The sequence below is a fragment of the Candidatus Flexicrinis affinis genome (genome assembly GCA_016716525.1).
Lineage (GTDB): Bacteria > Chloroflexota > Anaerolineae > Aggregatilineales > Phototrophicaceae > Flexicrinis > Flexicrinis affinis.
The window spans coordinates 1758773-1771141 of sequence record JADJWE010000001.1; the positions used below are offsets into that span (position 1 = coordinate 1758773).

The 12369-nt window shown below is 62.6% G+C and carries 8 protein-coding genes; 7 read left to right on the forward strand and 1 reads right to left on the reverse strand.

What is annotated here, in order from left to right; genetic code table 11:
* The first annotated feature begins 1 nt into the window (after position 1).
* The 5 genes from IPM16_07615 to IPM16_07635 all read left to right on the forward strand — a co-directional run bounded on the left by IPM16_07615 (position 2) and on the right by IPM16_07635 (position 7328).
* Entirely contained in the window at positions 2 to 2134 is a 2133-nt protein-coding gene (locus IPM16_07615) for a PD40 domain-containing protein (protein MBK9122978.1), read from the forward strand.
* Between the two features lies 1 nt (position 2135).
* A complete protein-coding gene (locus IPM16_07620; GenBank protein MBK9122979.1) occupies positions 2136 to 3377 on the forward strand; it encodes a peptidoglycan DD-metalloendopeptidase family protein in 1242 nt (413 codons plus the stop codon).
* A gap of 115 nt (positions 3378 to 3492) precedes the next feature.
* Positions 3493 to 5664 (forward strand): pre-peptidase C-terminal domain-containing protein, encoded by a 2172-nt coding sequence (locus IPM16_07625; protein MBK9122980.1) that lies wholly within the window; start codon positions 3493 to 3495, stop codon positions 5662 to 5664.
* 182 nt (positions 5665 to 5846) lie between these two features.
* The gene (locus IPM16_07630; GenBank protein ID MBK9122981.1) at positions 5847 to 6560 is read left to right on the forward strand and encodes a hypothetical protein; all 714 of its coding nucleotides are present in this window, start codon (positions 5847 to 5849) and stop codon (positions 6558 to 6560) included.
* Positions 6561 to 6632: 72 nt separating this feature from the next.
* Positions 6633 to 7328 carry a S1 RNA-binding domain-containing protein gene (locus IPM16_07635; GenBank protein ID MBK9122982.1) on the forward strand — a complete coding sequence of 232 codons (696 nt, stop codon included), beginning with the start codon at positions 6633 to 6635 and terminating at the stop codon, positions 7326 to 7328.
* Positions 7329 to 7377: 49 nt separating this feature from the next.
* Here IPM16_07635 and IPM16_07640 read toward each other — a convergent pair whose 3' ends face one another.
* Positions 7378 to 8592 (reverse strand): molybdopterin molybdotransferase MoeA, encoded by a 1215-nt coding sequence (locus IPM16_07640; protein ID MBK9122983.1) that lies wholly within the window; start codon positions 8590 to 8592, stop codon positions 7378 to 7380.
* A 76-nt stretch (positions 8593 to 8668) separates the two neighbouring features.
* Between IPM16_07640 and IPM16_07645 the strand changes: the two genes are divergently transcribed.
* Both IPM16_07645 and IPM16_07650 read left to right on the forward strand, forming a co-directional pair.
* Entirely contained in the window at positions 8669 to 10882 is a 2214-nt protein-coding gene (locus IPM16_07645; protein MBK9122984.1) for a bifunctional (p)ppGpp synthetase/guanosine-3',5'-bis(diphosphate) 3'-pyrophosphohydrolase, read from the forward strand.
* Between the two features lie 109 nt (positions 10883 to 10991).
* Complete coding sequence (locus IPM16_07650; protein ID MBK9122985.1) at positions 10992 to 12350, forward strand: cytochrome P450; 1359 nt, start codon at positions 10992 to 10994, stop codon at positions 12348 to 12350.
* Positions 12351 to 12369: the final 19 nt, after the last annotated feature.

The following is a 12369-nucleotide window of genomic DNA, read 5'->3' on the forward strand; positions in this document are numbered from 1 at the left end:
CATGCTCCTTCGCGCGTATCGCCTGACCGACCGACTTTCGCTCATCTTCCTGAAGACCATCGGCGTATTGTCGTCGCTGCTGGCCGATGGACTGCTGATCTTTGCGGGCAAACCCGTCGGACAGCGATCCGGCATATTGGGGTTGGTCGGCTTCGTCGTGTCGGTGATCGTGGCGATTCTCGCTGCCATCGGCACCGTCCTGGCACCTGTCGGCAGGTTGATATTACGGCTCTTCGGCATCAGCGTGACATCGACCGCCAGCGGGTATCAGGGCGCGATGGCCCGCCGTTCGGCACGTTCGGACATGCGCTCTGCCGTGCAAGAGGACCCGCTGCGCGCACGTAACCGCGCCTTGAGCGCGCTGCTCGCGCTGAGCTTGATCGCCGTTATTGTCGTGATCCTGTGGGCCACCCAGCCCCGGCCGCAAACCGTGGCCGTTCTGCCAAACCCCGACCTTGCGATCGTCGGCGCGGCGACCGCAACGCCGACCAATGTAGTTCCGATTGCCGTCGCGTCGCCAATCCCGACCGCCACGCAAATCCCGGCCGTGCTTCAGTCACGCGGGAGCATTTCGTACACCGTGCGCGAGAACGGCCAGACCGACCTGTGGGTTGTGCCAGTCACGAGCCGTCAGCCCCTGCGCATTACCAACGACGCAGCCGACGAACGTGACGCAGTATGGTCGCCTGATGGCACAAAGCTCGCCTACGCCTCGAATCAAGACGGCAATTGGGAACTGTACATCTACGATCTCATCACGTCGCAGACCCGCCGCATGACCTTCAACCTCGCGTTCGAAGGCGCACCGTCGTGGTCGCCGGACGGCAACTGGCTCGTGTATGAGACGTATCAAGGCGGCAGCTTCGACGTCTACGTGCTGCCCGTGACCGATGTGAACGCAAGCGTGCAGGCGATTGTGCAGCATCCCAGCGCGGACATGCGCCCTGCGTGGTCGCCACAAGAGGGACAGCAAGGTCGGCTGATCGCGTTCGTCAGTTGGCGCGACGGAAACGGCGACATCTACATCGTGTCGCTAGACGACATCGGCTCGCCCTACAACCTGACGCGCACGGCCGGAATCGACGAGGATTACCCGTCTTGGTCGCCGGATGGCCGCTACCTCGCCTACAGCGCACTGGACGCTGGAATCGAGAAAGTCTTCGTACACGACATGAACGATCCCAACGCGGCGCCGCAGGTGATCGGGCGCGGGCGCGCACCGGCATGGTCGCCAGATGGCACGGCGCTGGTCGCGGCGGTCGATACGCGCAGCGCAACCGACCTAACGGTGTATCCGTTCGGCGGCGCGGATGCGATCCCGCAGTTGATCCGCGTGCCGGCGCGTTCGAACAGCCCATCGTGGACGGGTCAACCGCTGCCCTCTGCCCTCGTCAACAGCGGAGGGCTGCCGTCAGGCACGTCGGCGTTGTACACGGAGCAGGAGACGCAGTTCGCCAACGGGCTGTACCCGCTGGGTATCCTGACACGCAACGTGCAAGCGCCAAGCCCGCGGCTCAGCGATCGAGTCAACGATTCGTTCAACGCACTGCGCGAGCGGGTCAATTCGCTCACCGGGCGCGACTTCCTCGGGCGGCTTGACGACGCGTTCTGGGACATCAATCAACGCCCGCAGTTGGGCGAAGAAGTCCGAAATTGGCATAAGACCGGCCGCGCCTTCTCGATCAACAAGAACAGCGCGCTCGCCGGCTTCCCGCGCGAGGTCGAGATCTTCCGCGAGGATACCGACATCGAGACGCGCTGGCGCGTGTTCGTGCGGGTCGCTGAAGATGCCCAGTCCGGCCAGCTTGGTGAACCGCTGCGCGGCCTGCCGTGGGACTTCGAGGCTCGAACCAGCGGCGACGTCTCGGCCTACGAGGCCGGCGGCAAGCTGCGCGACTCGATCCCTGAAGGCTATTATGTCGACTTGACCGACGTTGCTGCGGACTTCGGGTGGCTGCCCTATCCCGCTTCTTCGGACTGGCGCCTCAATTTCAACGCCATCAATTACTGGATGTTCCACAAGCCCGACGGCTTGAGTTGGTTGCAAGCCATGCAGGAACTGTGGACAGACGATCAGCTCGGCGGGTTCCTGCCCACCCCCACGCCCAACCAGCAAGCATCGACCGGGGGCTGATATGGGTCGGAGTAGCTTCGCCGCCGCGGTGATCCTGTTCGCAGCTGTCGCCGGACTGGTCGCGCTGCTGTCCAGCAACGCCGACCCGACTGCTGGAACCCTGCGGCCCGTCGTCCCGACCGAACCGGTCAACACCGGCCCTTCACAGCCGTGGCAGGACATCCTGCGTATCGGCGTTAGCGGCGCTGGAACACCAGTACCGACGGTCGCGCTGCCCGGCCAGAGTTTCGTCGTGCCAACGCTTCCGGTCGACACGCAGCCGACGTCTGCCCCGCTTCCCGCGGGTGAGCTGGTTCAACGAGTCGTGATCGACGCGCCGCTGTCGGGAGTCACCGCGACCCCGGCCGCAGTCGCCGCGCTTGACACGACGGCCGTGCCGATCGCGACCCGATTGGCGCAGACCCCGCGCCCGGTACCGACCAATCCACCGTCGCTTCCCGTCCCGCTGGCGATCGACCCGCGCGACCACTACTGGTTTGTTCGGCCAATCGACGCCGACCGCACCAACCGCGGCCTCGACTACTATGAATACGGCACCGATGGTCCGCGCGAAGACCCGTATCCGATCCACCACGGTATTGACGTCGCCAACGAAATCGGGACAACCGTACGCGCCGCTGGCAGTGGCGTTGTGATTTTCGCCACCAGCGAGGACACGCCGATCTTCCAGGGTTCACCGTCGTACGGAAACGTGGTCGTCATCGAGCATGACTACGTCTATCAACGTCAGCCGCTGTGGACCCTGTACGCCCACCTCGAAGCGCCGCTCGTTTCGGCTGGGGAGCGTGTGGTCACCGGCCAGGCGATCGGACTGGTCGGCAACACCGGGCAGACGGGCGGCCCGCACGTCCATTTCGAGGTCCGCGTGGGCACCAATACGTATGGATCGACGTACAACCCGGTGCTGTGGCTCGCGCCGTATGTCAACCGTGGCACGATTGCCGGCAAAGTGGTCGACGCACGCGGCAACTTCATCGACGATGCCGACGTCAGCCTTGTGATTGCCGGCACCACGCGCGATGTCACGACGACCTACGTCTTCCGTGGCAGTGGTTCGCAGGTCAACCCGGACCCAGTTTGGGGCGAGAACTTCGTATTCAGCGACGTTCCGGTCGGCCGTTATGAGGTTGTCGCGACAATCAACGGCCGACGCGTCTCGCAGACCGTCTCGGTGCGTCAGGGCGTGACCTCATTTGTCGAGCTCGCGCCGCCAGAAGCCGAAGTCGCCACCCAGACCCCTTAATTGGCGCTATACTTGAGGATGCGTCAGGCAGTCGGCGGGAATACGCGGTTGTCACCGTTCGCGCGATTACGCTAGACTGCAGACCTTGCAGCCGTTCATATTGACGGAGCCGAGCATGAAGACTCGCTTTGTAGTTCGACTCGCGGGGATCGTCGCCGCACTCGCCGCGCTCGTTGTTGGCGCCAGTGCGCAGGGTCAGCGCAGCATCACGCTGGGCGAGCCGATCGTCGGCGAAATCTCTCCGCTAACCCCAGCGCAAATCTATACGCTGTCCGCCGCTGCTGGCGACGTCGTCAACGTCGGCCTCACGTCGCAGCCCGGGTTGGTCCTCTCGTTTGTGGTGACTGACAGCGCGGGCAATCAGCTCGCTGCCGCCAGCGATGCCAGCGGAAGCGGCAGTGTGTCCGCCCTGAATATCACGCTGGTCGAAGGCGCCAACATCATCGCCATCTTTGCCTCGATCGACTCGGTCGAGCGAATTGGCCAATATCGGCTCCTTGTTGAGGCCGCCGGGGATACACCCGCTCCGGCCGAAACGTCGGCACCGGAGGCCACAACCGACGCGCCTGCCGCGACGCCTGAACCTGTCGCGACGACCGAGCCAGCAACCGATGTCAGCGCCGACCCGACCGATGGATTCCAACTCGGTCAGGTCCTGACCACCACAGGCTTGCAAGTACAACTCGACTGGCTGTCCACGGCCGACCTCAATCTCGAGGTTCGCGATCCGTTCGGCGAGCGCCTGTTCTTCGACAGCCGCACGAACCAGAACGGCGGGTCTTTCGGGTTTGACGTAAACGGCTTGTGCGAAGTCCTCAACAGCCCGGCGACCGAGACCGCCAACTATGCTGCCGGTGCAATCCCCGTTGGCAGCTACGAAGTGCTTGTGTACTACCGGCAAGACTGCGAGAACAATGGGCCTCAGCCCTTCTCGGTCACGATTACGGTCGACGGCGTGCAGCTTCCGGTTGTCAACGGCACTCTGACGCCTCCGATCAACGGCAACTCGACCGTGTACATCACCAGCTTCGTGGTCAACACGGACGGCACGGCAGCAGCGGGCGCATCGGGCCCGTACACCGATACGCGCAGCATCCCGTCGACCCTGCGCACCGCGCTGGATACGGCGCAGCGCACCGCCCTTACCGATGGCCTGCCGTCACGCGGGATCATCAACGGCGATCGCTATTTCGACCTGTACTCGTTTGACGGCACCGCCAATCAAGTCGTGTCGATCAGCATGACACGCGTGTCGGGAAGCCTGGATACGCTGCTTCTCGTGCTCGATCCGTCCGGCGGCATCATCGCCGATAACGACGATATCGTGGCCGGCAACGTCACGGACTCGGCCATCAACAATCCGCCGCTGCGGCTTCCGGTCGATGGCCAGTACACCGTGGTCGCGACGCGCTACGGCAAGGATGTCGGCGGCACCGCCGGCGAGTACGACATTCTGGTACAGACTCAGACCACGGCCCTGCCCCAAGAGGTCGTCGACCTCGGCCTGCCGACCGGCGACATTCAGATCACGCTGGTTTGGAACACGAACGCGGACTTGCAGCTTCTCGTTCGCGACCCGTCCGGGCAGTCGGTCTACGACGATCAGCTTACCGTGCCGTCGGGCGGGCGCATGTTCGCGCAAGGCAACGTAAACTGCACGGTGTCGCTGGCAACTCCGGTCTCGCACATCTACTGGCCGACCGGCCTCGGCCGCGGTGGAAGCTACGAAGTCGAGGTGTGGTACCAGAACCAGTGTGCGGACACGCGCGCGGTCAATGCAACGCTGTACATTTCCGTCGCGGGTCAGCAGATCGGCGCGATCCCTGTCAGCCCGAATCTCAACAGCCGCTTCGTCACCAGCTTCGTCATCGAACCGACGGGAGTCGCGTCGCTTGGCGAAGGCGGGATCATCGGTGGCAGCGAGACGCTGAATTTCTCCGGCGAGCTCGAATCGGCCCCGTCGCTGCTGCCCAATCAAGTGGTTCGCGGCACGATCAGCGCAGACAACAAGTTCGACGTCTACACGTTCAATGGTGAAGCGGGTCAGGTCGTTGACGTTCGCATGGAACGCACGCAGGGCTCACTCGACACCAGCCTGTTCCTGATCAGCCCCAGCCTGTTCGAAGTGGCCGCCAACGACGACGCGATTATCGGAACCACCACCGACTCGCTGATCGACGGATTTACGCTTCCCGAAACGGGCCGCTACGTCATACTCGCCACGCACTTTGCCACCATTTACGGTGGAACGACCGGGACCTATCAGCTGTCCTATTCGGTCGAATAGCTGCGGCACGAATGGGTCGGGCGCTCAGGTCAAAATCGGCTGTTGGCGCCCGACCCGTTCGTGACAAACCGCACTAGAATTCGCATTTCCCCTGCGATACAATTTCGGTTCGGTTCCAAGCCCCGTGCCGGAATTTCACCGTCAGCACGGTTTTGTCCATGTGACATTGAAAGTTGCCCCGCATGAAACTGCGTATCTTGCTCCTGCTGCTGTTCGTCGTGGTCGTGGCTGCTGCATGCGCGGCGCCGCCCGAACTGCGTAACCCTCAGTTCCTGATCGATAACAGCCTCGTGGACAATGAACCGTGCAGCGCCCCGTGCTGGAACGGGATCACACCGGGTGTCACCGACTGGGGAGACGCCCTCACCATCCTCGAGGACACAGAAGGCATCGCTGACCTCAAGACCGAGACCAACGACGAAACGGGCGAGATCGCCGCGACCTTCCAGCGCGACGGCGGCGTACCGTGCTGCCTCGTTTACTCGCGCAACGGCGAAATCGTCGACCAGATGCTGCTCCAGCTTGCCCCTGAGAACACGCTTGCCGAGGTGATTGACAATCTCGGAGAACCGGTGTACTTCAGCGGGACCGAAGTATCGCCCGAGCAGGCGGCAGCGGCCTTGTTCTACCCGGAACGCAGCCTCGTGGTTTATGCATTTGTAGCGGGCTCGGAGTCCGGTACGGTGAGCGAGACCAGCGAGATTTTTGCCGCGCTGTACCTCAGCGCAGAAGACATGCAGCAGGTCATCGAGACCAGCCAACTTCACGACTGGCTGGGTTACGACAGCTTCCAAGCCTATGTAGCACGTCCCTTTAACGTCACGCCTATTCCGACCGAGGAAGGCGATGAAGACGGCGCGGAGACTCCCGAAGCGAACGAAACACCTGAAGGCTAAATCGGGACGTTTCATCGCCTGCGGGCGCGTCCCAGCAAATTCGTCAACCTATCCCAAGAGGAGAGGCCCACCATGAACGACACCCCATCCCTCGCCAGCCTGCAGGTTGGCGAAGAACGCACGGCCACGGTTAAAGCGATTGAGCTGTACGGCGCGTTCGTCGATATCGGCATTGGGAGCGACGCGCTGCTGCACATCTCGCAGCTCGGCAAGCCCAACGTCCGCAACGTCGGCGACGTCGTCAAGATCGGCGACTCGCTGAAGGTCTATGTCTTGAAGGTCGACGCCGAGAACAAGCGCGTCGCCGTCTCGCTGGTCAAGCCGGCGAAGGTCAACTGGGAAGAGATCAAAGAGGGCGAAACTTACGACGGCGAAGTCGTGCGCGTTGAGAGCTACGGCGCGTTCATCGACATCGGCGCGGAGCGCCCGGGCATGGCCCACATCAGCGAGCTGGCCGAAGGTTTCGTCAAGCAGGCCTCGGATGTCGTGAAGGTCGGCGACAAGGTCCAGGTGCGCGTCCTCAAGTACAACCGCAAGAAGAAGCAGATCGACTTGAGCATGAAGCCTGTCGAGGAGTCGATGTCGTCTTATCAGGACGACGAGGACGACGAGCCACAGCTCACGGCGATGGCGCTCGCGCTGCAAAAGGCCATGAAGGGTGACTCGTCGGACGGCGGGCGCTCATCCGCGACCAACCGTAAAGAGAAGCAGCGCCAGCAGCAGGAAGACATCATCGCGCGTACGCTGCGCTCACACGGCAGCAACTAGCACACAAACTCGACGGGCGGAGGCATCAACCTCCGCCCGTTTTTTGTTCTCAGCGCAGAAGCTGCACCTGTACGGGCTGTCCCGCTTCTACGTACCGCACGCCTTCATCGACAATCAGCAAGCCGTCGGCAACGACGAGCGAGTACAGCGCCCCGCTGCTTTGCGTCCCGGTGAGGCGGGCCGTCCATCCGTCCGGCGTCGAGGTGAGCGCACAGCGCAAATAGCTTCGCCGCCCGTCAGACTCGATATCGTGCTCGGTCGTCGCGTTGACGACTTCCGTATCGACGACGCGGCCCAGCATCGCGTACACCGCGTGCTTGACGATCAGCTCGCAGGTCACGAACGCGCTGACCGGATTGCCCGGCAAGCCGAAGAACGGAACTGCGCCAAGCCGGCCATACGCAAGCGGCTTTCCCGGGCGCAAATTGATGCGCCAGAACCCGACTTCACCGAGCTGGTCGAGAACCTCTTTCACGAAATCCGCCGCACCCACCGATACGCCGGCCGAACTCACAATCATGTCGGGCTTGAGCGCAAGTGCGGCTTCGAACGTGCTGCGTACAGACTCGAATGTGTCGCGCGCCGGAGCAAGGACATCAGGCGCCGCGCCGAAACGGGCCAGCATCGCGGCGAGCATGGGCGTGTTGCCGTCGTAGATCTCACCGTCCCGAAGCGGCCTCCCGTAAGGCGCAAGTTCGTCACCACTGGTGAGAATCGCTACGCGGGGCTGGCGCGCGACCGCGACCGTCCCCAATCCGAGCGAACCAAGCATCCCCACATCCACCGCGCGCAGCCGATGACCCGCACGCAGCACAGTCTGCCCGCGCGCGACGTTCTCGCCGCGCTTGCGGACGTTGCCGCCCGTTGTCGCTGCAATCCGCACCGTGATGGTCGCTGGAGACTGTCCTCCACGCCAGTCGGCATCGGTATCTTCGACCGGCACGACGCTGTCGGCTCCGTCCGGCAGCGGCGCTCCGGTCATTATGCGCGCTGCTTGCCCTGCCCCGAGTGCGCGATCAGGCCAACCGCCAGCGCGGATGTCCTGCACGACACGGACGCCCATGCCTTCGCCGGCATCAGCCGCACGCACTGCATAGCCGTCCATCGCGGACGTATCGAACGGCGGCAGATCGATTGGGCTGACTACGTCTTCCGCCAATACGCGTCCTGCCGCCGCGAAGAGGTCAACACTCTCAGTCGACATGCGCGGCATATCGGCTTCGATACGGGCGATAGCTTCGAATAGGGATAGCAGGTCGGACATTGGTCCTCCGTGGTACGCGTTTTCGAGTGAACGTGTTAAGATTGGGTTGTCAAATGGATCAAAGGCGCCGCAACCGATGGTTTCGACCGTCTACACCGCTCCTTCGCTCGAAGCGCTCGTTGCCCCGCTGCCCGCGCTGTCCCCGAACGACCGCGCGATTATCGAACGCGCCTACCACAAGGCCGAAATCGCACATGCAGGTCAGAACCGCAAGTCGGGCGAGCCTTATTTTACCCACTGTGTTGCCGTCGCCGCGATCCTGACCGACCTGCGCCTCGACGCCGAGGCCATTGCCGCCGCTCTACTGCACGATACGCTCGAAGACACGGACATCACGTTCGACGAGTTGGTCGAGGAGTTCGGCCTCAACGTCGCCAAGCTCGTGGATGGGGTCACCAAATTGAAGGTGATCCCGATTAGCATCGAGAAAGAGATCGGGCGGCGTACCAGCACCGTCAACAAGGAACTCGAATACATCCGCAAGATGTTCATGACGATGGGTCAAGATATCCGCGTCGTGCTCATCAAGCTTGCCGACCGCCTGCACAACATGCGCACGCTGCACCACATGCCGGAAGACCGCCAGCGCGGCATCGCCCGTGAGACGATGGACATCTTCGCGCCCCTCGCCAACCGGCTCGGCATCTGGCAGATCAAGTGGGAACTCGAGGATCTCAGCCTGCGTTACCTCGAGCCGGATATTTACCGCACGATTGCGAGCAAGATTGACGAACGCCGCGCCGACCGCGAACGTTACATGGACGAAATCGTCAATGCGCTCAAGAACGCCATGGCCAAAGAAGGCCTCGACGGCGTGACGGTCAGCGGGCGTCCCAAGCACATCACTAGCATCTACAACAAGATGCGGCGCAAGAACCTCCCGTTTGAGCAGATCTACGACGTGCGCGCCATCCGTGTGATCGTCGACAACGTCGCGCAGTGTTATCAGGTGCTGGGCATTGTCCACAACCTTTGGCAGCCCATTCCGCGTGAATTCGACGACTACATCGCCCGGCCGAAGGATAATCTCTACCAGAGCCTGCATACGGCCGTGTACGTCAACGGCAAGACTGTCGAGGTCCAGATCCGGACTTGGGAAATGCACCAGCACGCCGAGTATGGTATCGCCGCGCACTGGCGCTACAAGGAAGGTGGCAAGCTCAACGATCCGGAGTTCGAGCGACGCTTGACCATCCTGCGCAAAATGATGGAGTTCGGCGACGAAGTCAACCAGAACGCCGAGCAGTTCGTAGACGCGATGAAGACCGAGTTCTTCCAGGATCGCGTCTATGTGGTAACGCCGAAGGGCGACATCATTGACCTGCCGGCAGGCGCGACGCCGGTCGACTTCGCCTACCATATCCACACTGATATCGGGCATCGGACGCGCGGCGCGAAGGTTAACGGGCGGCTGGTGAACCTCAACTACCAGCTCCAGTCCGGCCAGCAGGTCGAGATCATGACCGCCAAGCGCGGCGGCCCCAGCATGGACTGGTTGAACCCTGATACAGGCTATGTCGTCACCAACCGCGCCCGCGAGAAGATCCGCTACTACTTCAAAAAGCTGAACCGCGAGCAGCACATCCAACTGGGCCGTGAGACCGTCGACCGCGAGCTGCGTAAGGTAGGCCTAGCCGACGCCATTTCGCACCACGCATTGGCCGAGCTGTTCGGGATCGAAAGCACCGAGGATTTCCTTGCCGCAGTCGGCGCCGGCGACATCAACGCCGCGCAGATCACGAACCGGGCGCTCGAGGAAGATCGCCGCCGGACGCGCGCGCAGCAGGCGGAGTCCGAACTACTCAAACCTAAGCGCAACCTGGCGCCGTTGGTCGTCGATCCGTCCCACGGCGTGCAGATTAAAGGCACGAGCAACATGCTCAACCGCCTTGCCACCTGCTGCAATCCCGTGCCGGGCGACGAGATCGTCGGCTACGTGACGCGCGGGCGCGGCGTGACCATACATCGTCAGGACTGCCCGAATGTGGCCAACATCAGCGACCGCGAGCGCCTGATCGAAGTGACGTGGGGCGGCTCGACGGACGACCAGAAATTCGTCGTGCCGATCGATGTCGTGGCCTATGACCGAGACGGCCTGCTGCGCGATATCAGCACCGTGATCGCCGACGAGCGCATCAATATCTACGGCGTCAACGTCGATATCCGGGGCGATGTTGCCATTCTGCACCTTAAGCTGCAGATCAGCAGTCCGCGCCAGCTCACCCGAATCATTTCGCGCATTAGCATGACGCCAAGCGTTACGGATGTTTATCGCCCCAACGCGGGTTAGTTTCGGGTCGGGGTCTGGCCGTCTCGCAACGTGTTGACAGCCGCGCAGTTCGCTCCTACACTGGAACTTGTGACATAATTCACACACTATTCCGGGGGTAGTACCGATCATGACGCTCACCATCGCGCCGCGCGGCCAGTGGTTGATGGGCCATATGCCGCAGTTTCAGGCCAACGCGCTCGAGTTCCAGACACACGCATACACCCTTGGCGCGCTCGTCCGCTTCCGCTTCGGGCCGTTTCCGCTGTACGTGGTGAACTCGCCGCAGGCTATCCATGAGGTCCTCGTAACGAAGGCCGATTCCTTCTACAAGAGTCGCGGGACCAAAGGTGTGCTCAAGCCGCTGCTCGGTTCAGGCCTGTTCACGTCGGATGGCGAGTTTTGGCGCGGCCAGCGCAAACTGGTGTCACCCGCGTTCCACACCAAGCGCATCGCGAAGTATGCGCAGATCATGGTCGATTACGCATCGGCGCAGGCGGGCACGTGGCATGAGGGAGTCGAGATCGACACCGAAGCCCAAATGGCCGAGATTACCATGCGCATCATCGCAAAGGCGGGTTTCGACGCCGACGTGACGGGAGACGAGCGCGAGCTGCGTGAAGCGGTCGAAGAGGCGCTGTCGGTCGTAGACGAGAATTTCAACACGCTGCTGCGCTGGCCCTACTGGGTTCCAACCGAAAAGAACCGTCGGTTCCTGCGTGCCATCGCGCGTCTCGACAAGATGATCCAGCGCGTGATCGACGATCGCCGCGCCGGACGCACCGGCACCGACAGCGACGACAAGGGCGACGCGCTCTCGATGCTGATGGTGGCCATGCACGAAGAGAGCGGCCGAGGCATGACCGATAAGCATCTGCGGGACGAGATCATGACGCTGTTCGGCGCCGGGCACGAGACGACCGCTAAAGCCCTGACATGGGCGTGGTACGTCCTGTCCCAGCGCCCCGACATTCAGGCGCGATTGCACGACGACCTTCACACCGTCCTCGGCGGGCGAAAGCCGACGATGGACGATCTGCCCAACCTCACCTACCTCGATCGGTTTCTGAAAGAAGTGCTGCGGCTATATCCGCCGGCATGGGCCACCACGCGCGACGCGATCGAGCCTGTCAACGTGCTCGGTGTCCCGCTCAAGAAGAACGACATCGTCATCGTCAACATCTACGGGGTACACCGCGATCCAGCCATCTACGCCGACCCGCTGCGGTTCGACCCCGATCGCTGGACCCCGGAGTTCGAGCGCAGCCTACCCAAGAACGCCTATCTGCCTTTCGGCAACGGGCCGAGGGTGTGCATCGGCGGCGCGTTCGCCCAAATGGAAGCGAAGCTGGTGCTGGCCGTATTGGCGCAGCGTTTCACGCTCAGTTTGCGCCCGGGTCACGTCGTCGAGCCTGAAGACCGGTTCACCCTGCGGCCCAAGTTCGGGCTACCGATGACCATACATGAGCGAGTTGCGGAGTTCGCGTAGTGTAGGCTGGTCTGATCTA

What these genes read in the sequence shown, in the direction of transcription:
- IPM16_07615 (MBK9122978.1), top strand. Translation starts at nt 2, where the DNA reads ATGCTCCTTCGCGCGTATCGCCTGACCGACCGACTTTCGCTCATCTTC.
- IPM16_07645 (MBK9122984.1), top strand. Translation starts at nt 8,669, where the DNA reads ATGGTTTCGACCGTCTACACCGCTCCTTCGCTCGAAGCGCTCGTTGCC.
- IPM16_07635 (MBK9122982.1), top strand. Translation starts at nt 6,633, where the DNA reads ATGAACGACACCCCATCCCTCGCCAGCCTGCAGGTTGGCGAAGAACGC.
- IPM16_07650 (MBK9122985.1), top strand. Translation starts at nt 10,992, where the DNA reads ATGACGCTCACCATCGCGCCGCGCGGCCAGTGGTTGATGGGCCATATG.
- IPM16_07630 (MBK9122981.1), top strand. Translation starts at nt 5,847, where the DNA reads ATGAAACTGCGTATCTTGCTCCTGCTGCTGTTCGTCGTGGTCGTGGCT.
- IPM16_07625 (MBK9122980.1), top strand. Translation starts at nt 3,493, where the DNA reads ATGAAGACTCGCTTTGTAGTTCGACTCGCGGGGATCGTCGCCGCACTC.
- IPM16_07640 (MBK9122983.1), bottom strand. Translation starts at nt 8,592, where the DNA reads ATGTCCGACCTGCTATCCCTATTCGAAGCTATCGCCCGTATCGAAGCC.
- IPM16_07620 (MBK9122979.1), top strand. Translation starts at nt 2,136, where the DNA reads ATGGGTCGGAGTAGCTTCGCCGCCGCGGTGATCCTGTTCGCAGCTGTC.